The organism is Curtobacterium sp. S6, assembly GCF_000710345.2.
In the GTDB taxonomy this organism is placed as follows: domain Bacteria; phylum Actinomycetota; class Actinomycetes; order Actinomycetales; family Micrococcaceae; genus Rothia.
The window spans coordinates 120,273-142,769 of record NZ_JHEL01000010.1; the positions used below are offsets into that span (position 1 = coordinate 120,273).

The 22,497-nt window shown below is 67.6% G+C and carries 18 protein-coding genes; 15 read left to right on the forward strand and 3 right to left on the reverse strand.

All coding sequences use genetic code 11. The annotated features are described in order from the left end of the window. Positions 1-203 precede the first annotated feature (203 nt). The 5 genes from CURSPS6_RS01625 to pucL all read left to right on the forward strand — a co-directional run bounded on the left by CURSPS6_RS01625 (position 204) and on the right by pucL (position 5,749). Positions 204-2,045: a Na+/H+ antiporter gene (locus CURSPS6_RS01625; protein ID WP_321164009.1), complete on the forward strand. Its 1,842-nt coding sequence runs from the start codon at positions 204-206 to the stop codon at positions 2,043-2,045. 24 nt (positions 2,046-2,069) lie between these two features. Then, positions 2,070-3,764, forward strand: coding sequence for an FAD-dependent oxidoreductase (locus CURSPS6_RS01630; protein WP_030013617.1), 1,695 nt, complete (start codon positions 2,070-2,072; stop codon positions 3,762-3,764). Between the two features lie 204 nt (positions 3,765-3,968). Then, positions 3,969-4,463 carry a 2-oxo-4-hydroxy-4-carboxy-5-ureidoimidazoline decarboxylase gene (uraD, locus tag CURSPS6_RS01635; RefSeq protein ID WP_030013619.1) on the forward strand — a complete coding sequence of 165 codons (495 nt, stop codon included), beginning with the start codon at positions 3,969-3,971 and terminating at the stop codon, positions 4,461-4,463. Continuing rightward, positions 4,460-4,786, forward strand: a complete 327-nt coding sequence (gene uraH / locus CURSPS6_RS01640) for a hydroxyisourate hydrolase (RefSeq protein ID WP_030013620.1) — start codon at positions 4,460-4,462, stop codon at positions 4,784-4,786. The genes uraD and uraH overlap by 4 nt, the downstream gene beginning before the upstream one ends. 78 nt (positions 4,787-4,864) lie before the next feature. After that, a complete protein-coding gene (gene pucL, locus CURSPS6_RS01645; protein WP_030013621.1) occupies positions 4,865-5,749 on the forward strand; it encodes a factor-independent urate hydroxylase in 885 nt (294 codons plus the stop codon). An 87-nt stretch (positions 5,750-5,836) separates the two neighbouring features. Here the strand turns inward: pucL and CURSPS6_RS01650 are convergent, their stop codons facing one another. Further along, complete coding sequence (locus CURSPS6_RS01650) at positions 5,837-6,598, reverse strand: IclR family transcriptional regulator (RefSeq protein ID WP_030013624.1); 762 nt, start codon at positions 6,596-6,598, stop codon at positions 5,837-5,839. 263 nt (positions 6,599-6,861) lie between these two features. Between CURSPS6_RS01650 and CURSPS6_RS01655 the strand changes: the two genes are divergently transcribed. The 10 genes from CURSPS6_RS01655 to CURSPS6_RS01700 all read left to right on the forward strand — a co-directional run bounded on the left by CURSPS6_RS01655 (position 6,862) and on the right by CURSPS6_RS01700 (position 19,530). Further along, positions 6,862-8,256 carry an NAD-dependent malic enzyme gene (locus tag CURSPS6_RS01655; protein WP_030013625.1) on the forward strand — a complete coding sequence of 465 codons (1,395 nt, stop codon included), beginning with the start codon at positions 6,862-6,864 and terminating at the stop codon, positions 8,254-8,256. 50 nt (positions 8,257-8,306) lie between these two features. Beyond that, positions 8,307-9,914 (forward strand): malate synthase A, encoded by a 1,608-nt coding sequence (gene aceB, locus CURSPS6_RS01660; RefSeq protein WP_030013627.1) that lies wholly within the window; start codon positions 8,307-8,309, stop codon positions 9,912-9,914. Continuing rightward, positions 9,911-11,305, forward strand: a complete 1,395-nt coding sequence (locus CURSPS6_RS01665) for a DUF6986 family protein (protein WP_030013629.1) — start codon at positions 9,911-9,913, stop codon at positions 11,303-11,305. The genes aceB and CURSPS6_RS01665 overlap by 4 nt, the downstream gene beginning before the upstream one ends. Then, positions 11,302-12,144, forward strand: a complete 843-nt coding sequence (locus CURSPS6_RS01670; RefSeq protein WP_030013630.1) for a bifunctional allantoicase/(S)-ureidoglycine aminohydrolase — start codon at positions 11,302-11,304, stop codon at positions 12,142-12,144. Before CURSPS6_RS01665 ends, CURSPS6_RS01670 begins: the two co-directional genes overlap by 4 nt. A gap of 266 nt (positions 12,145-12,410) precedes the next feature. Further along, the gene (locus CURSPS6_RS01675) at positions 12,411-13,196 is read left to right on the forward strand and encodes a hydroxypyruvate isomerase family protein (RefSeq protein WP_030013631.1); all 786 of its coding nucleotides are present in this window, start codon (positions 12,411-12,413) and stop codon (positions 13,194-13,196) included. Positions 13,197-13,263: 67 nt separating this feature from the next. After that, complete coding sequence (locus CURSPS6_RS01680; RefSeq protein ID WP_030013633.1) at positions 13,264-14,148, forward strand: 2-hydroxy-3-oxopropionate reductase; 885 nt, start codon at positions 13,264-13,266, stop codon at positions 14,146-14,148. Positions 14,149-14,189: 41 nt separating this feature from the next. Then, the gene (gene gcl, locus CURSPS6_RS01685) at positions 14,190-15,965 is read left to right on the forward strand and encodes a glyoxylate carboligase (RefSeq protein WP_030013635.1); all 1,776 of its coding nucleotides are present in this window, start codon (positions 14,190-14,192) and stop codon (positions 15,963-15,965) included. An 88-nt stretch (positions 15,966-16,053) separates the two neighbouring features. Then, complete coding sequence (locus tag CURSPS6_RS01690) at positions 16,054-17,220, forward strand: glycerate kinase (RefSeq protein ID WP_030013636.1); 1,167 nt, start codon at positions 16,054-16,056, stop codon at positions 17,218-17,220. Between the two features lie 394 nt (positions 17,221-17,614). Beyond that, positions 17,615-19,003, forward strand: a complete 1,389-nt coding sequence (gene allB / locus CURSPS6_RS01695) for an allantoinase AllB (RefSeq protein WP_051687539.1) — start codon at positions 17,615-17,617, stop codon at positions 19,001-19,003. A gap of 59 nt (positions 19,004-19,062) precedes the next feature. Continuing rightward, positions 19,063-19,530: a peroxiredoxin gene (locus CURSPS6_RS01700; RefSeq protein ID WP_030013638.1), complete on the forward strand. Its 468-nt coding sequence runs from the start codon at positions 19,063-19,065 to the stop codon at positions 19,528-19,530. 139 nt (positions 19,531-19,669) lie between these two features. Here CURSPS6_RS01700 and CURSPS6_RS01705 read toward each other — a convergent pair whose 3' ends face one another. After that, positions 19,670-20,650 carry an alpha/beta hydrolase gene (locus CURSPS6_RS01705; protein ID WP_152978021.1) on the reverse strand — a complete coding sequence of 327 codons (981 nt, stop codon included), beginning with the start codon at positions 20,648-20,650 and terminating at the stop codon, positions 19,670-19,672. A gap of 132 nt (positions 20,651-20,782) precedes the next feature. Next, positions 20,783-22,339, reverse strand: a complete 1,557-nt coding sequence (locus tag CURSPS6_RS01710; RefSeq protein WP_030013640.1) for a sulfatase-like hydrolase/transferase — start codon at positions 22,337-22,339, stop codon at positions 20,783-20,785. Positions 22,340-22,497 lie beyond the last annotated feature (158 nt).

Sequence of the window (22,497 nt, forward strand, 5' to 3'; positions counted from 1 at the left end):
GGGATTCATCCCTGCCTTTTGCCTCAAAAATACTGACCACCAGCAGGACCGCGCCCCACCTAGCCCACCGTCACCGTGGCCTCAATGGCGACGCGGTGGCGGCCCGGATCCTCGGCGGCGCTTCCGTTATCCACAATTCCTGGTCCCACCCCGGGCCACGCTGCGTCCCACGGCCTCCCACGTGCGAAGATCAACTCGTGCACGTGGTCCTTCTCCTTGTCTGTCTTGTCGTCGCGGTTCTCGCGGGCGCCGCCCTGAGCGAGCGCCTTCGATTGCCCGCACCCATGGTTCTGATCGTTCTGGGCGCCCTCGCCTCGTTCTTGCCCTTCGTCCCGGACATCGAGCTGTCCCCGGAGATCGTCCTGTTCGGACTGTTGCCTCCCCTGCTCTATTCGACGGCGATCCAGACCTCGATCATCGACATTCGGGCCAACATCGGTTCGGTGGCTTCCCTTTCGGTGGCCCTCGTCGTCGCCACCACGCTGGCCGTCGGGGCGATCGTGCACGTTATCGCGCCGGACATTGGCTGGCCCGTGGCGCTCGCCCTCGGGGCGGTCGTGGCCCCGCCCGACGCCGTCTCGGCCAGCGCCGTCGCCCGCCGGATCGGTCTACCTCGGCAGATCGTGACCGTTCTGGAAGGCGAATCGCTCCTCAACGACGCGACCGCGCTGGTGGCCCTCCGCGCCGCGACCGCGGCGATCGGCGGCGCCGTGACCGCCGGCGGGATCGGCCTGGAATTTCTCATCGCGGCCGGCGGCGGCGTCCTCGTGGGGCTCGCGGTGGCCTTTGTGGTGGTCAAGGTCCGGCCGCTCATCCACGACACCCTGATCGACATGGGCATTTCCTTCGTGGTGCCGTTCGCCGCGTACCTGATCGCCGAGTCGTTCGAGGCCTCCGGCGTGATCGCGGTGGTCGTCGCGGGGTTGCTGATCGGGCATAAGGCGCCCGTGGTGCAGACCTCCGGTTCCCGCATCACCGAGCGCCTGACCTGGGCCACCGCCGCGTTCCTCCTGGAACACGCGGTCTTCCTGTTGATCGGCCTGCAGGCGGCGACGATCGTCGCCGGGGTCAACGACGACATGTCCCTGGGCGCGGTGATCGGATTTTGCGCCGCCGTGCTCGCCACGGTCATTCTGGTGCGCGTGCTGTGGGTCTGCGCGCGGCAGTTCATCCGCAACCTGCGGGTTCCGCACACGGAGCGGCAGCCGTGGTCGCACGCGATCGTCACCTCGTGGGCCGGCATGCGCGGCGTCGTGACCATCGCGGCGGTGTTTGTGATCCCTCCGTCGGTTCCCCACTACGACATCTTGGTGCTCGCCGCGCTGACCGTGGTGCTTGGCACGCTGTACGTGCAAGGGCTGACTCTGCCGCTGCTCACGCGGTTGCTCAAGGTCAAGCCCGCGGACCCGGCCGAAGACGCACTCGCCCGTGCCACCCTCATCCACCAGGCCGGGGAGGCCGGGATGAAGGAATTGGGGGAATGCGCCGCCCAGGAGCCCCCGGGCGTACGCGAGGCGATCCGCGAGCGCATCGAGGAGCGGTCCTTCGCCGCGTGGGAACGGCTCTCCACGACGCCGGGCCACGAGGCGCCCAGCGACGCCTACGCGCGCATCCGCCGCCGGATGATCGCGGCCGAACGCGCCCGCGTGATCGCGATCCGCGGGAAGGGCAAATTCCCGTCTCACGTGGTCCAGGACGTGCTGAACACGCTGGACTACGAGGAATCGATGCTCGAGCCGCCCGTGGAGTCCTCGGCCGAACCGTTCGCGGCGATCGGTTCGCGCGAGGGCGGATTCTGCGAGGAGCTCACCGCTTATCCGTCCCAGCCCTCCCCCGAGGCCCCGGTGTGTCAGCGATGCGTCGATGAGGGGACCCACACCGTCGCGCTCCGCATGTGCCTGGAGTGCGGCGAGATCGGCTGCTGCGACAGCTCGGTCGGCAGGCACGCGACCGAACACTTCCACCGAACGGGCCATCCCGTCATGCAATCCGCCGAGCCCGGCGAGTCCTGGCGCTGGTGCTACGTGCACCGCATCACGGCCTAAGTCATTACCGGAACAGGAGCCCCCATGTCCGCACCCGCCATCGTGTGCCTCACCGCCGAACACGGCGACGTGATGACCTCGCAATTCGACCGCTACGGGCGGGAATACTCGGTGCTGGTGGTCTCCTCCGCGGTCGCCGCCCGAGCGTGCATCGAGGACCTCCGGGCCCGCGATGTGCCGATCGTTCTGCTCGTCGCCGACACCACCGTGGGCATGGAAACCTTCAAGGGATTGCTGACGGACTTCCGCTCCCTGGTTCCGACGGCGCGCCGCATCGCGGTGACGCCCTGGACCGACTTTCGGGAGCATGCGACGCACCTGCGCCGGAAGGTCGCCATGGGCTACTTCGACGCGCATCTGCTGATGCCCCGGGGCACCCGGGACGAGGAGTTTCACTCGGTGATCGTGGATCTGCTGAACGACTGGGCGGCCACGGTGGGCACCTCGCAGGTGGAGACCGTTCAGGTCATCGCGCCCACGGGTCACCCCGGGGCCTGGCGGCTGCGCGATTATCTGCACCGGACCGGCATTCCCCACGGCCTGCACGCCCCCGACTCAGAGATCGGCCGCCGCATCCTCGAGGACCACGAGGGCAAGGAGGCCCGATGGCCCCTCGTGGCCGTCGCGGGAGCTCCTGCGGAGCACTGTCCGGAGGTTCGCGATCTGGCCCGGCGCCTGCACGGTCGGCCGGATACGACGACGCTGGGCGAGGTCTCGGAGGTGCTCGACGTCGTGGTCATCGGCGCGGGCCCCGCCGGGCTGGCCGCCTGCGTGTACGCCTCGAGCGAGGGCCTGAGCACCGTCGCCCTGGAGGCCGAGGCCGTGGGCGGCCAGGCGGGAACAAGTTCGATGATCCGCAATTACCTGGGCTTCCCCCACGGGATCTCGGGGATGAGGCTCGCGTTCCGGGCTCGGAGCCAGGCCACACGATTCGGTACGCGGTTTTTCACCGGCTGGGAGGTCACCGGGCTGGTGCCCGGCCGCGAGGGGCAACCTCATCGGGTCCTGACCGATGCGGGCACGCTGCACGCCCGGGCCGTGATCATTGCCAGCGGCATCTCGTATCGGCGGCTCGGCGTCGAGCGCATCGAGGAGCTCGTGGGGCGCGGGGTGAATTACGGGGCGGCGATGTCGCAGGCCCGGGAGGTCGCCGGTGGCGACGTCGTGGTGGTCGGTGGCGGCAATAGCGCCGGTCAGGCCGCGGTTCATCTCGCTCGGTTCGCCCGGTCCGTGACCATCGTGATTCGGCGGCCGTCGCTGCGAGAGACGATGTCCGCCTACCTGATCACCGAGGTGGAGGCGAACCCTCGCATCACGGTCCGATCGGGCACACGCGTTTCGGACGGGGGCGCCGCCGAGGGACAACTGGCCTGGCTGGAGCTCACCGATGTGCGGACCGAGCACCGTGAGCGGGTGGCGGCCCAAGGCTTGTTCCTCCTCCTGGGGGCCGATCCGCACTGTGAGTGGCTGCCCGAGGAGGTTTGCCGCGACGACCGCGGGTTCGTGCTGACGGGCCGCGATGTCCCCTCGGCGTTCTGGTCCAACGGGCTGCCGCCCGCGGAGCTGGCGACCGCGGTTCCGGGAATCTTCTGCGCCGGGGACGTTCGCTCCGGGTCGATGAAGCGCGTGGCCTCGGCCACGGGCGAGGGCGCCGGGGTGGTCTCCCTGGTGCACGACTGGATCGGCCGCCTCCAGAACCGGGGCCCCGCGGACGGGTAACCTCCCCCTGCCCCGGACCGAACCGGCGCGCCCGGCTCAGCCCAGGAGCGAGCCGACGCCCCATTCCGGGCCCGGGCACCGATGGCCTCGCATCGTGCCCGGGCTACTCAACAACCACGCGCCGCTTGACTTCACCCCAGTGATCCAGTTCACTGTCTATTAACGGAAAACAACTTTCACAATATGAAAGCGGACGGAGTGGGTGTGAATCTCTCGGACTTCAACAACCTGAACCACGACGACGCGGTGGCGGCCATCCGTCCCGCGCTGGACATCCCCCGCTGGCTCGAGGCCATCGTCGAGGCGCGCCCCTTCGGATCCGTCGGCCAGATCGCCGACGTCGCCCGCACCGCGGCCCGCCCGCTGACCGACGAGGAGATCGACCGGGCCCTGGCTCATCACCCCAAGATCGGCGAGCGAGCCCACAGCGAGTCCGCCGAGGCCCAGCTCTCCCGGGGAGAACAGGCCGGCCTGGGCGAGGCTTCCGAATCGGCGGCCGAACAGCTCGAACGCGGCAACCGCGAGTACGAGGACCGGTTCGGCCACGTTTTCCTGATCCGCGCCGCGGGACGCTCACACGCCGAGATCCTCTCGGAGCTGACCCGCCGCATGAGCAATGACCCCCAGACGGAGCGGTCCGAAGTCGCCGAGCAGTTGCGCGAGATCGCCGTCCTACGCATCGAAGGGATGCTCTCATGAGTTTCATTTCCGCCCACGTGCTCGATTCCGTCCACGGCCGCCCGGCCGAAGGAATCGACGTGACGCTCCTCCACGGCTCCGGCGAGAAGATCGCCGAGTCCGTCACCAACGAGGACGGCCGAGTCACAGACCTCGGCCCAGAGACCCTGGAATCCGGCCATTACCGGATCATTTTCGCGACCGAATCGTACTTCTCCAGGCACCACCTGGAGACGTTCTACCCGTTCGTCGCGGTGGATTTTACGGTGCGCGAGGAACAGGGGCACTACCACGTGCCGCTGTTGCTCAGCCCGTTTGCGTATTCCACATACCGCGGCAGTTGACCCAGGAGCCGACCCCAACGTCGACGATTGCCGATCCACCTAGACACCCGAAAATGCTTGCGAGCAGGAGAAAACACCATGACTAACGTCATTCTCGGAAAAAACCAGTACGGCAAAGCCGAAAACCACGTCGTGCGCGTCAATCGCGACACAGACCGCCACACCCTGCGCGACCTCGTGGTCACCTCACAATTGCGAGGCGATTTCCAGGACGTGCACACCACGGGCGATAACGCGCACTGCGTCGCCACGGACACCCAAAAGAACACCGTGTTCGCGATGGCCCAGAAGCACGACATCGCCAGCCCCGAAGAATTCCTCCTCACGCTCGCCGACCACTTCACCTCGAGCTTCGACTGGGTCGACGGTGGCCGCTGGGCCGCGGAGGAACACCACTGGAACCGGATCAACGACAACGACCACTCCTTCGTGGCGAATAAGGACGAGATCCGCACCGCCGTCGTGGTCGCCGACGGGTCACAGCGCACCGTGATCGCGGGCTTCCGCGACCTGACCGTGCTCAAGTCCACCGAATCCGGCTTCGAGGGCTACCCCAAGGACGAGTTCACGACCCTCCCGGAGACCCAGGACCGCGTCCTCTCCACGGACATCGCGACCCGCTGGCGCTACAACACGGACAAGGTCGACTACGACGCCGTCTACGAGGACGTCAAGAAAATCATGTTGGCCAAGTTCACCGACCACTACTCGCGCGCGCTCCAGGAGACCCTGTACCTCATGGGCAAGGCCGTGATCGAGGCGCACCCGGAGATCGACGAGATCAAGTTCTCGTGCCCGAATAAGCACCACTTCGTCTACAACCTGGCGTTCTGCGGCCTCGAGAACAACAACGAGACGCACCACGCCGCCGATCGTCCCTACGGCCTGATCGAGGCCACGATCCAGCGCGAAGGCGCCGCCGACGCCGAAGCCGCCTGGGCTGGCATCGCCGGCTTCTGCTAAGCCACGGACCTCGTCCCGCCACATCGAACAGTGGGCCCGCACCGAGGTGCGGGCCCACTGCGTCGTGAGGCGAGAAATGCCTTCCGGTCAGGAACCGGGCATGAACTGCGTCGACAGCTCCGTGGCGGCCTCCCTCATGAGGGGAACCGCGCGGTCGCCGAAGTCCCAATCCACTCTGGACACCGGCCCGGAGACCGAAATAGCGGTCGGCGTCGGGGCGTTCGGCACGGCCATCGAGAAACACCGCACGCCGATCTCCTGCTCCTCGTCGTCGATCGCGTAACCGCGCTCGCGGATCGTCTCGAGGTCCGCGAGCAACGCATCCATGCTGCCGATGCTCTTGCTCGTCGGCGTGGGCATGCCCATCGAGGACACGATCGAGATGACCTGCGGCTCGGGAAGGGTCGCCAGGATCGCCTTGCCGACGCCGGTGTCGTGCGTGTGGGCGCGGCGGCCGACCTCGGTAAACATCCGCATCGAGTGCGTGGATTGGGCCTGGCCGACGTAGACGACCATGTGGCCGTCCAGCATGGCCATATTGGCCGACTCGCCGAGGCGGTCCGCGAGCCTCTTGAGGACCGGCTGGGCGAAGGCCCCCATCTGAAGGCTCGCGGTGTACCCCAGCCGGATCAGCCCGGGGCCCAGCGCGTAGCTACGGTTGGGCAGTTGCCGGACGTATCCCAGGTAGACCAAGGTCCGCAGAAGCCTGTGAATCGTGGGCAACGGCAGTTCCGCCTTGGCGGCGAGCTCGCTCAGCGAGGACTCCCCGCCCGCGCTGGTGATGATGTTCAGCAGGTCGAAGACTCGCTCGACCGACTGCACACCCCCCGCGCTCTTAGCTTCTGTCATGAGTGCCTCCTCGTCGTTGTGACCGCGCACCGTCGTGGTTCGCCCGGTGGGGCCCGCGCGGGCCCCCATCAGGCATCGATGGCAGTAGGCCGAACCGTGCACGTCAGGCGTCACGGCTTGGCAATACCGAGAATCATATTTCACCGAAGCCTTGTCATGTGGGACACACTACCCTTACCATTCACGTAATGGAATAATATTTCCATCATACGGATATATGGTGGGACGCTCGTCCCACGCACCACCGGAAGGAAACACGTACTATGGCAGCTCCCAGCCCCGGATATTCCATGGTTCTCCGCATCGAGGCACCGGCGTCGTTCACGTCGACCAGCGAGATCACCACCGCCGCCTCCGCCGCGGGAGCCCAGGTCACGGCGCTCGACATCGTCGAGTCCCACCCGGACAGCGTGATCCTGGACATCAGCTGCAATGTCTCGAACGGCGAGCACCGCGACGAGGTGCGTGACGCGATCAACGCGCTCGACGGCGTCACGGTCCACCACATTTCCGACCGCACCTTCCTGATTCACCTGGGCGGAAAAATCGAGGTGACACCCCGCGTGTCGCTGCGCAACCGCGACGACCTCTCCCGGGCCTACACCCCCGGCGTGGCCAGGGTCTGCACGGCCATCCACGAGAACCCCGAGGACGCCCGGCGCCTGACGATCAAGCGCAACACCGTCGCCGTGGTCACCGACGGCACCGCGGTTCTCGGCCTGGGAGACATCGGGCCCGCGGCCGCGCTGCCGGTCATGGAGGGCAAGGCCGCCCTATTCAAGGCCTTCGCCGAGGTCGACGCCTGGCCCGTCTGCCTGGACACCAAAGACACCGAGGAGATCATCAGCATCGTCAAGGCGATGGCCCCGGTCTACGGCGGCGTGAACCTCGAAGACATCGCGGCGCCGCGCTGCTTCGAGATCGAGGCCCGCCTCCGCGAGGAGCTCGACATCCCCGTATTCCACGACGACCAGCACGGCACCGCGATCGTGACCCTGGCCGCCCTCTACAACGCGCTGCGCGAGGTCGACAAGAAGGTCGAGGACATCAAGGTCGTGGTCTCGGGGGTCGGCGCCGCGGGCAACGCGATCATCCAGTTGCTGCTCGCCAACGGAGTGGCCAACGTCATCGCCTGCTCGCGCAACGGCGCGATCCACTCCGGGGAAACCTACACGGATCCGCACCGCCAGTGGTTGGCCGAGAACACCAATAAGAACGCCTTCAGCGGTTCCCTCCGCGAGGCGGTCGCGGATGCCGACGTCTTCATCGGCGTCTCGGCACCGAACCTGCTGACGGGCGACGACATCGCCACGATGGCCGACAAGGCCATCGTCTTCGCGATGGCCAACCCCGATCCCGAGGTGGATCCGGCCGAGGCCGCCCGGCACGCCGCGGTCGTCGCCACCGGCCGCAGCGACTTCCCGAACCAGATCAACAACGTTCTGGCGTTCCCGGGACTGTTCCGCGGGCTGCTCGACGCCGGCGCCAAGGACATTACCCAGGACATGTTGGTCGCCGCCGCCCAGGCCATCGCGGACTGCGTGGCAGATCACGAGCGCAACGCCAACTTCATCGTCCCGAGCGTATTCGACCCGAACGTGGCCTCGGCCGTGGCCGAAGCCGTCGAAAACGCCGCGCGGGGCGCCGCCAAGCAGTAATCGACCCGCGCACCTCACGACACCTCACCTCGAAAGCCCAGGAGGCAATCATGACCATCACGCACAACACACCGGACAACCTGGCGACCGCACCGGAGATCCTCACCGACGAGGCCCTGGCGTTCGTCGAGGCCCTGCACGAGAAGTTCGCGGACCGCAGGGAGGAACTCCTGGGAGCCCGGGTCACCGCCCGCGAGAAGGTCCTGGCCGAGAAGACCCTGGACTTCCTGCCCGAGACCCGTGAGGTGCGCGACGGTGACTGGAAGGTCGCCCCCGCACCCGAGGCCCTGCAGGATCGCCGGGTCGAGATGACCGGCCCGGCGAGCCCCGCCAAGATGGCGATCAACGCCCTGAATTCGGGCGCCAAGGTCTGGCTCGCCGACATGGAAGACGCCGCGAGCCCGAGCTGGTACAACCAGATCGATTCGATCGCGAACCTTCGCGACGCCGCGCTCGGAACCCTGAGCTTCACCTCCCCCGAGGGCAAGCACTACGCGCTGCGCGAGGATGCGCCGCGCGCGGTCGTCGTGATGCGCCCCCGAGGCTGGCACCTGCCGGAGGTCAACATCACCGTCAACGGCAAGCACGGCTCGGGTTCCCTGACCGACTTCGGCCTGCACTTCTTCCACACGGCACGGCAGCTGCTCGAGAACGGTCACGGGCCTTACTACTACCTGCCGAAGATGGAATCGCACCTCGAGGCCCGCCTCTGGAACGACGTCTTCACCTTCGCCGAGCAGTACCTGGGCATCGATCACGGCACGATCCGCGCGACGGTGCTCATCGAAACCATCCCGGCGGCCTTCCAGATGGACGAGATCCTCTACGAACTGCGCGAACACGCCTCCGGCCTCAACGCCGGACGCTGGGATTACCTGTTCTCGATCATCAAGTACTTCCGGGATGCCGGGGAAAAGTTCATCCTGGCCGACCGTTCCGCCGTCACGATGACCGCGCCCCTGATGCGCGCCTACACCGACCTGCTCGTGCAGACCTGTCACAAACGCGGGGCCTTCGCGATGGGCGGCATGGCCGCGTTCATCCCGTCCCGCAAGGACGAGGAGGTCAACCGCGCGGCCTTCGAGAAGGTCCGTAACGACAAGACCCGCGAGGCCAACGACGGCTTCGACGGCTCCTGGGTGGCCCACCCGGACCTGGTGCCCGTGTGCGGCGAGGTCTTCGACGGCGTCCTGGGCGACAAGCCCAACCAGGTCGACCGCCAGCGCCCCGACGTTCGGGTGACCTCCGACCAGCTCCTGGACGTCCCGTCCGCGGGCGACCAGCGCACCGAGGCCGAGCTCGCCGACAACCTCTACGTGGCCATCAAGTACATCGCCGTGTGGCTGTCCGGCAACGGCGCCGTCGCGATCCACAACCTCATGGAGGACGCCGCCACCGCGGAGATCTCCCGCTCGCAGGTCTGGCAACAGATCAAGAACGGCGTGGTCTACACCGACACGGGCAACACGGCCACCCGGGAACTCGTCTCCTCGACGCTGGACGCCCAGATGGAGGTCCTGCGGGACGAGATCGACGATGAGAATTTCCAGAAGTGGTTCGTTCCCGCCGGTCACCTCATCTCGGACATGGTCCTGCGCGACGACTACCCCGATTTCCTGACGTTGCCGGCCTACGCCCAGATGGAAGGTGCGCAGTGACCCAGTCGGCCGCGCAGACCCGGACCGCAACGGCCGCCAGGAGCCTACCGGACGGCTTCACGGCCCGGGCCGACCGGCTCCTGGCCGGCTGTGATGCCGAGCTGGCCCTGACGTACCCGGGGGACTCCGGGACCCGCCAGCCGGTGCACACCTGCTATATCCCGGCGGACCTCGTGGGCGAGGACACCCCCGCCGAGTGGGGCCGCGCCGGGCTGGAGGCGGCCGAAGAGGCCGGCGGGCTGAAGGTTCTGGCCGGGCTGGCCGGCGTCGCCCCCGAGGACAGCGACGAGCTGATCACGCGCGTGGCCGCCAAGCTCCGGGAGGAACCGATCGAGGACCTCCGCCTGGACCTCGAGGACGGCTACGGCGATCGCCCCGACGCGGAAGAGGACGCCGCGGCGGCCGAGGCCGCGCGCACGGTCGCCCGCTTCGCCGTGAACCGACACCGCGGCTCGTCCCCCGCCCCGGCCTTTGCCGGAATCCGTTTCAAGTGCTTCGAGGCCCCGACACGCCACCGCGGGCTGCGCTCCTTGGATATCTTCGTGACGACCCTGGTTCGCGAGGGAGGCCTCGCCGAGGCCGGCGTCGGATCGAACGGTCTCCCGGACGGGTTGATCCTCACGTTGCCCAAGGTCTCCTCGGTGGACCAGGTGCGCGTGATGGTCGAGGCCTGCCGCGCGCTGGAGGATTCCCTCGGTCTGCCCGACGGCCGCCTGCGCTTCGAAATCCAGATGGAGACCGCGCCGATGATCCTCGGCTCCGAGGGGACGAGCCCGATCCCGGCGATGCTGCGAGCCGGCGAGGGCAGGGTGACCTCCCTGCACTACGGGACCTACGACTATTCCGCGTCCCTCGGGATCGCCGGGAAGTTCCAGTCCCTGGAACACCCGGCCGCTGACCACGCGAAGTCGATCATGCAGGTCGCCGTCGCGGGAACCGGCGTGCAGCTATCGGACGGCTCGACCAATCAGCTGCCCGTGGGCGATGCCGAACAGCGTCGCGAGAGCTGGGCCCTGCACTCCCGCCTGGTCCGTCGCTCCCTGGAGCGCGGCTTCTACCAGGGTTGGGACCTGCACGCCCACCAGTTACCCACGCGATTCATCACCACCTACGGCTTCTACCGGGATGCCTTCGCCGACGCCGCGCGCCGGTTGGTGACCTACGCCGGTCGCTCGGTGCCCGGCATCGAGGCGGCCGACGTCGCCGACGAGCCGGCCACGGCCCGCGCCCTGGCGGTCTACCTGCTCCGCGGGATGCTGTGCGGCGCCGTGACCGAGGCGGAGATCCGCGCGGCCGGCCTCACCCCGGACACCATCCGCGAAGTGGCCATTCCCGGGACCGCCGCCCCATCCAGGCCGACTCCGGCCGTTCAGACAGGAGACGCACGATGACCGAACGCACCTATTGGGCCACCCACGGCGGACATCCCCCGCAGACCGACCTGTTGACCGACCGCGCGATGTTCCGCGAGGCCTACGCCGTCATTCCGCGGGGCACCCAGCGGGACATCGTGACCTCGGCGTTGCCGTTCTGGGAGTCCACGCGCCTCTGGGTCCTGGCCCGGCCGCTCACGGGATTCGCCGAGACCTTTGCCCAATACCTGGTCGAGGTCTCCCCCGGCGGCGGCTCGGACCGCCCCGAAGAGGACCCCCTCGCGGAATCCGTGCTCTTCGTCCTCGAAGGAGGCCTGAGCCTGACCATCGGCGACGACGCCCACCAGCTCGAACCCGGCGGATACGCCTTCATCGCTCCCGGCGAGCGGTGGACCGCGCACCAGCGCGGCGCGGAACCCGTCCGGTTCATGTGGGTCCGCAAGCGATACCAGCACGTCGAGGGCATCGACCGGCCGGACTCCTTCGTCACGAGCGACCAGCAGATCGAGCCGACCCCCATGCCCGGGACCGAGGGGCGCTGGGCGACGAGCAGGTTCGTGGACCCCGCCGACATGCGGCACGACATGCACGTGACCATCGTGACCTTCCAACCCGGCGGCATCATTCCGTTCGCCGAGACGCACGTGATGGAACACGGGCTCTACGTGCTCGAAGGGCAGGCCGTCTACCGCCTCAACGAGGACTGGGTCGAGGTCCAGGAGGGCGACTTCATGTGGTTGCGGGCCTTCTGCCCGCAGGCCTGCTACGCCGGGGGTGCCAAGCCTTTCCGGTATTTGCTCTACAAGGACGTCAACCGCCACGCGCCGCTGACCCTCGGGGGCCACGCGGGGCGCTGACGCCTCGACGGGTTCGCCCGGAATCATCTCGCACCACCGCACGCCGCCGTGGGCCGCAGCTTCCTGCCGCCCGCGGCGGCGTCGTGCGTGCCCGGCGCTCGTGGGACCCGGATCTCCACGCATTCCGAACCCTCGGGAAAACCCGGAAATTGTGCCTCATCGTGTTGACCCACGTCACAAGCTCACCTATTGTTTTCATACAACAGAAGTTTGCTTCCGCATTATGAAATCCAGGGTTCCGATGAGCCCACCACAGGAGGAGCACCGTGAGCTACACCGTCAACGCCTCGATCTTGCTGACAGACCTGCCCGTCAACGACCGGCCCCAAGCGGTTGCCGACGCGGGCTTCTCCCGCGCCGAGTTCTGGTGGCCCTTCCCCACCCCCACGCCCACCGACGCCGAGATCGACGAGTTCGTGGCCGCCCTGGACCGCGCCGGCGTGCAACTGACCGGCTTGAATTTCTACGCCGGCGATATGCCCGGCGGTGAACGCGGCGTCCTCTCCCAGCCCGGCCGCGCGGAAGAGTTCCGCGCCAACATCGACCCCGTCCTCGCGATCGCCCGGGCCACCGGGTGCAAGGCGTTCAACGCGCTGTACGGCAACCGCGTGGACGGCGAGAACCCGGCCGCCCAGGACCGGGAGGGCGTCGAAAGCCTTCGGAAGGCCGCCGACGCCGTGGCCGCGATCGACGGCGTCGTGCTCCTGGAGCCCGTCTCCGGTACGCCCGCCTATCCGCTCAAGACCGCGGCGGACGCCCTGGCGATCATCGAGAAGGTCGATCGCCCCAACGTCAAGCTGCTCGCCGACTTCTATCACCTGGCCGCCAACGGCGACGACGTCGCGTCCGTGATCGAGGACCACGCCGCGGACTTCGGCCACATCCAGATCGCCGATCACCCGGGACGCAACGAGCCCGGAACCGGGGAGCTCCCCCTCGAACGATGGATCGATCGTTCCTACGAGCTCGGCTTTGACGGCGTCATCGGCCTGGAATACAAGGCCTCCCAGGCGGACCCCTTCGCTTGGTTGCCCCGCGAGCGCCGCGCCTAACGCATCCCCGGGTCGCCGACCCGGACCCGAAACACCACACACCCCACCACTTCGTCAGGAGAACGACATGACCACCATTGCAGTCATCGGATTGGGAATCATGGGTCTGCCCATGGCCAAGAATCTCGTCGCCGCCGGACACGACGTGACCGGCTACAACCGCTCGCCCGAGAAGGCTCAGGCGCTGGCCCAGGCCGGCGGAACCGCCGCGGGCTCGGTGGCCGAGGCCGTCAAGGACGCCGAGGTCATCATCACGATGCTCCCGGATTCGCCGGACGTCCAGGGCGTCGTCGAAGGCGACGACGGCGTCTTCGCCAACGCGTCCCAGGGTGCCCTGTGGATCGATGCCTCGACCATCCGCCCCGACGTCGCCGGTGAGCTGGCCTCCGCCGCCCGCGAGGCCGGCCTCCGTCCACTGGACGCCCCGGTCTCCGGCGGCGAGCAGGGCGCGATCGACGGCGTGCTGTCGATCATGGTCGGCGGCGAGGACGAGGACTTCGACGCCGCGCAGGAGACCCTCAACGCGGTGGGGAAAACCATCGTGCACGTCGGCCCGTCCGGCTCCGGCCAGACCGTCAAGGCGGCCAACCAGCTGATCGTGGCCGGCAACATCGAACTCCTCGCCGAAGCCGTGGTGTTCCTCGAGGCCTACGGCGTCGACACCGACGCCGCGCTCACGGTCCTGGGCGGCGGCCTGGCCGGTTCCAAGGTCCTGGATCAGAAGGGCCAGAAGATGCTGGACCGCAATTTCGATCCCGGATTCCGCTTGGCCCTGCACAACAAGGACATGGGGATCGTGACCGCCGCGGCCCGCGAGGCCGGCGTGACCATTCCCCTCGGCGGTCTGGTTGCCCAGCTGGTCTCGGCGATGGTCGCCCGCGGCGACGGCGGCCTCGACCACTCCGGCCTCTTCGCCCTGGCCAACGAGCTTTCGGGCCGCGAGAAGAAGTAGACCCGTTCGGCGGGTCCGCACCAGACGTCAAGGAGAACATCATGAGCAAGATGCGTACGGTGGACGCCATTGTGGCGATCCTCGAGAAAGAGAACGCGACCGAGGCCTTCGGCCTGCCCGGCGCCGCGATCAACCCCCTCTATTCGGCGATGCGCGCCCACGGCGGCATTCGACACACCCTGGCCCGCCACGTCGAGGGTGCCTCGCACATGGCCGAGGGGTACACCCGTGCCGCGCCGGGCAATATCGGCATCTGCGTGGGGACCTCGGGTCCGGCCGGGACCGACATGGTCACGGGACTCTACTCGGCCTCCGCCGATTCGATCCCGATCCTCTGCATCACCGGCCAGGCCCCGGTCGCGAAACTCCACAAGGAGGACTTCCAGGCCGTCGACATCGCATCGATCGCCGAACCGGTGACCAAGATGGCCATGACGGTTCTCGAGCCCGGCCAAATCCCCGGCGCCTTCCAGAAGGCGTTTTACCTGATGCGCTCGGGTCGTCCCGGCCCGGTGCTGCTGGATCTTCCCGTGGACGTGCAGCAGGCCGAGATCGAATTCGACATCGATCTCTACGAGCCGCTCGAGCCCTCCAAGCCGAAGGCGAGCCGCGCGCAGGCCGAGAAGGCCTTGGACATGCTCTTCGCTGCCGAACACCCCGTGATCGTCGCCGGCGGCGGGATCATCAACGCCAACGCCTCCGACAAGCTCATCGAGCTCGCCGAGCTGCTGAGCGTCCCGGTGATCCCGACCCTCATGGGCTGGGGAACCATGCCCGACGACCACCCACTCATGGCCGGCATGGTCGGCATCCAAATCTCGCACCGGTACGCCAACGCGACCTTCATGGAGTCGGACTTCGTGATGGGCATCGGCAACCGCTGGGCCAATCGCCACACGGGATCGATCGACAAGTACACCGAGGGCCGCACGTTCGTGCACATCGACGTGGACCCGACCCAGATCGGCAGGGTGTTCTCCCCGGACCTGGGCATCGCCTCGGACGCCGGCGATGCGCTGGATGCCCTCCTCGAGGTCGCCCGCGAGCGTTCCGAGAAGTTCTCGGTCCCGGACTACGGCGTCTGGGCCAAGGAGTGCGCCCTGCGCAAGTCCAGCATGCAGCGCAAGACCCACTTCACCGAGACCCCGATCAAGCCGCAGCGCGTGTACCAGGAGATGAACTCGGCCTTCGGTAAGGACGTCACCTACGTCTCGACGATCGGGCTCTCCCAGATCGCCGGCGGCCAGTTCATGCACGTCTACGGTCCGCGCCGGTGGATCAACGCCGGCCAGGCGGGCCCGCTCGGCTGGACCTGCCCCGCCGCCCTCGGTGTGGTTCGGGGACAGCCGGGGAAGACCGTCGTCGCCCTGTCCGGTGACTACGACTTCCAGTTCATGATCGAGGAGCTCGCGGTCGGCGCGCAGTTCAACCTCCCGTACGTCCACGTGGTGGTCAACAACTCCTACCTCGGCCTGATCCGTCAGGCCCAGCGCGGGTTCAAGATGGAACAGAATGTCTCCCTGGCCTTCGAGAACATCAACTCCCCCGAGACGCAGGGTTACGGAGTCGACCACCTCAAGGTCGTCGAAGGCCTCGGGTGCAAGGCCATCCGCGTGACCGACCCGGAGAAGCTCAACGAGGCCTTCGCGACCGCGAAATCGCTGGCCGAGGAGCATCAGGTTCCCGTCGTGGTCGAGGCCATCCTGGAGAAAATCACCAACGTCTCCATGGGCACCGAACTGGACAATGTGACAGAGTTCGAGGACCTGGCAGAATCCGGCGCGGATGCGCCCACGGCCATCTCGGTCATGGACTAGCGCTCGATCGTCACAACACCCGGTGAGCCGCGGTCACGGGCACGCCCCGCACAGACCGCGGCTCACCACAGATTTCAGGGAGGTAGCGGTGCGCATCGTGGTGGCACCCGACAAGTTCAAGGGATCGGTGTCGGCTCGAGAAGCCGCCGATCAGCTGGCGCGGGGAATTCGAGACGCCCGACCGGATGCCGATCTGGTCATCCTGCCCGTCGCCGACGGCGGTGAGGGGACCCTCGACGCCGCCCTCGAATCCGGGTACGAATGGAGGGATCTCACCGTGACCGGGCCCATCGGCGAGCCCGTCCCGGCCGCATGGGCCCGCCGCGGCGATGAGGCCGTCGTCGAGATGTCCCTCGCCTCCGGGCTCGCGGCCCTTCCCCACGGTGAAGACGGCGAGCCGATCTTGGCCGCCCGGGACGCAACCAGCCGAGGCACCGGAGAACTGATCGCCGCGGCCCTAGACGCCGGGTGCACCACGATCGTCGTGGCCGTGGGCGGCAGCGCCTCGACCGACGGCGGGGCCGGAATGCTCGCCGGGCTCGGGGCTCGGCTCCTGGACTCCAACGGGGACGACCTGCCCGACGGCGGGGCCGCCCTCGCACGCCTGTCCCGCGTCGACCTCTCGGGGCTTCACCCCCGACTCGACGAGGCACGCTTTGTCCTGGCGGCCGACGTCGACAACCCCCTGACCGGCTCGAACGGGGCCGCGTCGGTCTTCGGCCCGCAAAAGGGCGCCTCGGAGAACGACGTCGCGGACCTCGACGCCGCCCTGGCCACCTTTCGGGACCGGCTCGCCGACGTCCTCGGGGAACCGGCCCACACCGCCGCCGGCGCGCCGGGGGCGGGAGCCGCCGGTGGCGTGGGATACGCGGCACTAGCCGTCCTCCGGGCCGAGCGACGCCCCGGGATCGACGTCGTGCTCGACCTGGTCTGCCTCGACGACGCGGTGGCCGGCGCGGACCTCTTGATCACCGGCGAAGGCAGCCTCGACGAGCAGAGCCTGGGCGGAAAGACACCGATCGGCGTCCTCAAGGTCGGACAGGCGCACGACGTGCCCGTCGTGGCCGTGTGCGGCCGCACGACCCTTCCGGGGAGCGTCCTCCACCAGACCGGGTTCCAGGCGGTCCACACGCTCACGGCCCTCGCCCCCGACCCCACGACCTCGATGCGCGAGGCGCCACGGCTCCTGCGCGGCATCGGCCACACGATCGCGACCGACCACGCCGCCGCCGACACCGAGCACTCTCGCCGCTAGAACGGCGGCAGGGAAGGATTTCACGATGAACGCACAGAATAAGTCGACCGCTCCCCGCGGCAATGGCCGCAAGAAGGGGCGTGCCGCCTCGGAGCCCGCCGAAGCCACCTCGGAGCACACCCCGCGGGACGCCAAGGACTGGGCCACGACCGCCGAGGAAAACGCCGAGAAGGCGGTAAGGACCGTGCGCGAGAAGGTCGAGGCCGCGGCCGCCCGACCCGAACCCCAGGATTCCCCGCACGAGATCGCGCAGGACAATTCCCAACGTTCGGTCACCGAGGGTCGGCACACGAGCCTCGACGAGGCCCGCGCCGAGCAAATCGCCCTGGCCAACCGCGCGAACAGCCCCGAACGCATTCGCGAGCTGATCCGCTCCTACGCGGCCGAGCACGGCCTGAGCCCGGCGGACGAGCCGGACGCCGAGACCGATTCCCCCGAACGCCCCCGCGGCCACTACGACCTGGTCGTCCGCGGCCGGCAGGTCTCCTGCGGTGACCACTTCGCCCCGCGCGAGGTCGCCGTCCGAGACGGCAAGATCGTCGCGATCGAACCCCTCGGATCGGGGCTCGAGGCGGCCCGCGTCATCGAGCTCGCGGATGACGAGACCCTGATCCCAGGCCTCGTGGACACGCACGTTCACGTCAACGAGCCCGGCCGAACCGAGTGGGAGGGCTTCGCGAGCGCGACCCGCGCCGCGGCCGCCGGCGGCGTCACGACCATCGTGGATATGCCCCTGAACTCCGTGCCGGCCACGGTCAACGCCCCGGCGCTGGAGTACAAGCGGCTCTTCGCCAAAGATCACGTCTTCGTCGACGTCGGCTTCTGGGGCGGCGCCATCCCCGGAAACCAAAAAGACCTGCGCCCCCTGCACGACGAGGGCGTCTTCGGCTTCAAATGCTTCCTCCTGCACTCCGGCGTCGACGAGTTCCCCCACCTCGAAGCCGACGAGATGGAAGAGGCGATGGCCGAAACCAAGACCTTCGACTCGCTGATGATCGTCCACGCCGAGGACTCGCGCACCATCGACAAGGCCCCGAGCCCCAATGGCGACGTCTACGACCGTTTCCTGAAGTCCCGGCCCCGCGGCGCCGAAAACATCGCGATCGCCGAGGTCATCGAGCGCACGCGCTGGACCGGGGCGCGCTCGCACATCCTGCACGTTTCGTCCTCGGACGCGTTGCCGATGATCGCCTCCGCCAAGCGTGACGGCCTGGACATCACGGTCGAGACCTGCCCGCACTACCTGACCTTGCTGTCCGAGGAGATCCCCAACGGCGCGACGGCCTTCAAATGCTGCCCGCCCGTGCGCGAGGTCGATAACCGGGAAAAGCTCTGGGAAGGGCTCATCGACGGAACCATCGACTTCATCGTCTCGGACCATTCGCCCTCGACGCTCGCGCTCAAGGACCTCGGCAACGGCGACTTCGGCGTCGCCTGGGGCGGGGTTTCCTCCCTCCAGCTGGGTCTCTCCCTGATCTGGACCGAGGCGCGCCGCCGCGGTATTGAGCTGGCCAAGGTCTTGGAGTGGATGTCCCGGCGCCCGGCCGAGCGCGTAGGCCTGCGTTCCAAGGGCAGGATCTCCCTGGGCTACGACGCCGACTTCGCGATCTTCGCGGCCGACGAAAGCTACGTGGTCGACGCGACCAAACTCAACCACAAGAACCCCATCACGCCCTATCAGGGCAAGGTTCTCGCCGGAAAGATCCGCAAGACCTTCGTCGGCGGCAGGCTGGTGGACTACGAGACGCCCACCGGTCGCCTGCTCAACCGCGGCGCCGCCTGAGACCACCGCGGCCCGCCACGACCGCAGACCATGACACCACAGCAACGACAGGAGAATTCATGTCATACGAACTCACCACCGGGCAGAAAGCCCCGGAACTGACCCTGACCGCACACGACGGCAAAGCCTTCGACCTCGCGGCGCCCCGCGAACGCAGCGCCGTGGTGTACTTCTTCCCCAAGGCCTTCACCCCAGGGTGCACGAGCGAAGCCTGCGACTTCCGCGACAACCTCGCGGCGCTGACCGGCCAAGGCTACGACGTCTACGGGGTCTCGGGGGACAGCACCCAAGACCTGGCCGCATTCGCCGAAGAATACAGCCTGCCCTACACCCTGCTCTCCGATCCCGATCACGCCGCCGCGAAGGCCTGGGGCGCGTGGGGAGAACGCACCATCAACGGGGAGACCTCCGAGGGTCCCCTGCGGTCGACGTTCGTCGTCGACCCTGACGGAACCCTGGCGCACGCGGAGTACCGCGTGGACGCCGAGGGGCACGTCGCGAGGCTCGTCTCGGAGCTCAAGGGCTAGAGGGAAAACCCGAAGGCTTGTTGGTCGCCGTCCCCCGGCGCGTGGTGCACGCGCCGGGGGACGGTTTTCGCATGCCCGTGCCGGCCAAGGCCCAGCGGCCGTCCCCGCGGCCCGTGCCCTTCCGGAGGGCGACGTCGTCCTAGCCCGCGCCGGGCACGACCGGCCCGCTGGCGATCAGGTCCAGAACGGAATCGTAGTTCGGGGTGCCGGGCCGGATCAGGCTGCCGTGGTTATCCCCGGGCAACAGCCGGAGCGTACCCGCGCCGCCGGCTCGGTGAAGGGCCTGGATGTAGCGCTGAGAGTTCAGGTAGGAGACGGTCTTGTCCGCTGTTCCGTGGACCGCCACGACCGGGATCTTGGGATCCAAATTCTGGATCGGGTCGACGTTGGAGTAGCGCTTGGCCAGGATCGCCGGTTGGCCACCGATGACGTTGACCAAGCCTTGGTCGCCGGTTCCCGCCGCAAAATGCATATCCAAGGGCCCCGAAAGGGCGACGATCCGCGATGGCCGGAATTTGGGGTCAGGGGTCAAGGGATCGTTGCGATGCATCTCGCGGGTCCCCGCCCACAGGGCCAATTGGGCCCCCGCGCTGTGCCCCACCACCTGGGCATCCGGCCGCAATTCGGGGTGGTCTTGGGCGATCTGGGGCACGTGGTCGAGGGCCGAGGCGACGTCGGTGAACGTCGTGGGCCAGCCACCGCCCGAGCCGACGCGCCGATATTCGATGTTGTACACCGCGACACCTCGATCCGCGAGGGCCTGGGCGTAATAGGCAAAGTCTCCGGCGCCCACGGAGTTCCGCCAGCCGCCACCGTGGATGAGGACCACCATGGGCACGGACTGCGCCTTGTGGGTTCCGGCCGGGAGGTAGAGGTCGCCCCAATTCTGGGCGGGATCCCCCACGCCCTGCACCGGATACCCCACCCGCTGAATGCTCGACATGGGGCGTTGGGAGACATTCTGCTCGAACGCGGCGATGGTCGAATCGTTCACCGCCAGCGGCTTGCTGTTTTCCTCGGGTTTATTCAGAGAGCACGAGGTCACGAGAACCAAGAGGGCCATCACGCAGATGGACTTTGCGTGGACCCCGGAGTGTCCACGATTTGCTGGGTCGCCCACGCTCTCTCCCGTTCGCTCTCCGTCACGGCTCCACGGTCGCACGTGGGAATTCCTCACCACACCTTGCCACAATGGTCACTGAGTTCAAGGGGTTTACTACAAATGTGAGCAATCACGCGGACGGCGCGACCGTCAGTCCTCGGGCTTCGTCCCCGACCAGGCTCGGGCGTAGAACTTGCTGGACAGCGAATCCAGCAGCCCGGAGTAGGCATCGGGCGAGAGGCTCTGGGCCGAGCCTTCCGGAACCGTCGGCGAGAACGCCGAAACGCCGAGTCCGGCCTCGTGGTTCTCGAGCTCCAGGCCCGCGGCCTCCAAGAGGGTCGGGAACATGTTCAGCTGATCAACCCGCGGGCGCAACGGAGCGCTGTTCTTATCCCCCGGGACCCATACCCGGTTGAAGATCGAACGGTTCGGGTTATTGTCGAGCTCCTCGTGGAAGGCGTCGCCCGCGCTCATGTGCTTGAGGTGATCACCCATGATGACCACCGCGGTGTCGTCGAGGTAGCCCTTCTCCTTCATGTAGTCCACGTAGCCGGCGACCTGTTGCATCGAGCAGGCGTAGACCGAGGTGACGTCGGACTTGGTGTCCACGTTGCAGTAGTCGTAGACGTGGACGGGCTCGTGGGTATCCAAGGTCAGCATCGACAGGTTGAACGGCTGGCCGGTCTTTTCCGACTCGGCGTGCAGCTGGTCGATCTCTTCCTTGGCGTGCTCCATGAGTCGCTGGTCGCTCAGGCCCCAGTCGCTCCGGAAATTCTTCTCGGGCTCGCCCATGTTGCGCCAGGTCGAGAGGTCCTTTTCCTCGGTGTAGCCGTGCCCGCCGAGGAATTTGTCCTTGCCGGCGAACGAACCGTTGGCGCCGCCGAGGAATGCGTTCTTGTACCCGTGCTTGCCGAGGACGTCGCCGACGCAGTTCAAACCACCCAGGTAGTTGGCCCCCTGCCCGTCGGAGTCGGAGGAGCCCGCGCTGCTGAGCACCGAGCTGGATCCCTTGAGGGGGACGCCGCACTGCGTCGAGGTCAGCCCGGCCATGGTCCAGCCGCCGCCGTTGTACTGCTGCAGGGAGTCCACGCTCTGCCATCCCTCGGACTCCGGAGTGGCCTGCTGCAGAGACTCGAAGGCGTTCTTCTCGAACAGCTGATCGTCCGCGAGGGTCTGTTCCCCGGATTCCAGGTAAATGGTCACGATGTTGTTCTTGTGTGAATCCCCGGTGACCTTCGGATCCTTGTAGTAATCGGCCATGTCATAGGGGGAACTGGCCGAGCGGATGTAGTCACCCATGCCGACCGTCGTCGCGAACGACGACGTGCCGCCGATGGTCAGGGCCAGAACCATGACCGCGGAGACCGAACGACCGATCCACGGCGAGCGCCGCGGCCGCGATTCGGTGTCCCGCCGGGCACGCCTGCGGCGAAGGTAGCGACGGAAAAGCGCGATGCCGATGGTCAGGACGATGGGCAGAACGCCCACGAAGCCGATACCCATCCACACGAGGGCCCCACCGCCGCCGTCGGTCTGCACCGACACGAGGTTGGTCAGCATCTGCGACACGGAGATCTTGCCCCAGAAATGGCGGATGCCGAGCGCGGCGATCAGGAAGGTGAGTCCGGCCCAGATCAGCAGGTACACCACGACGGTTCCCAGGATGATGCTGGCGCGCTTGATCCCGTGCTTGGTCCGGCTGGACATGCTTCTACCTCACGATTCCGAGCCTTTCGTGCCCGATCGCACCCGCCCGAAGCTTCCTGTCTGAATTCTGCAGTGATTAACTTAATCCCCACCACGGTACACCACGCGTTTACCTGATGTTCGTCTACGTGGCGGAATTCATGACCACCCGCGCCGCC

Bases quoted from the DNA above. Each gene is read 5' to 3' on its own strand.
- pucL (WP_030013621.1), top strand. From the start codon at position 4,865: ATGACTAACGTCATTCTCGGAAAAAACCAGTACGGCAAAGCCGAAAAC.
- CURSPS6_RS01650 (WP_030013624.1), bottom strand. From the start codon at position 6,598: ATGACAGAAGCTAAGAGCGCGGGGGGTGTGCAGTCGGTCGAGCGAGTC.
- CURSPS6_RS01700 (WP_030013638.1), top strand. From the start codon at position 19,063: ATGTCATACGAACTCACCACCGGGCAGAAAGCCCCGGAACTGACCCTG.
- gcl (WP_030013635.1), top strand. From the start codon at position 14,190: ATGAGCAAGATGCGTACGGTGGACGCCATTGTGGCGATCCTCGAGAAA.
- CURSPS6_RS01655 (WP_030013625.1), top strand. From the start codon at position 6,862: ATGGCAGCTCCCAGCCCCGGATATTCCATGGTTCTCCGCATCGAGGCA.
- CURSPS6_RS01710 (WP_030013640.1), bottom strand. From the start codon at position 22,339: ATGTCCAGCCGGACCAAGCACGGGATCAAGCGCGCCAGCATCATCCTG.
- uraH (WP_030013620.1), top strand. From the start codon at position 4,460: ATGAGTTTCATTTCCGCCCACGTGCTCGATTCCGTCCACGGCCGCCCG.
- CURSPS6_RS01630 (WP_030013617.1), top strand. From the start codon at position 2,070: ATGTCCGCACCCGCCATCGTGTGCCTCACCGCCGAACACGGCGACGTG.
- CURSPS6_RS01680 (WP_030013633.1), top strand. From the start codon at position 13,264: ATGACCACCATTGCAGTCATCGGATTGGGAATCATGGGTCTGCCCATG.
- aceB (WP_030013627.1), top strand. From the start codon at position 8,307: ATGACCATCACGCACAACACACCGGACAACCTGGCGACCGCACCGGAG.
- CURSPS6_RS01670 (WP_030013630.1), top strand. From the start codon at position 11,302: ATGACCGAACGCACCTATTGGGCCACCCACGGCGGACATCCCCCGCAG.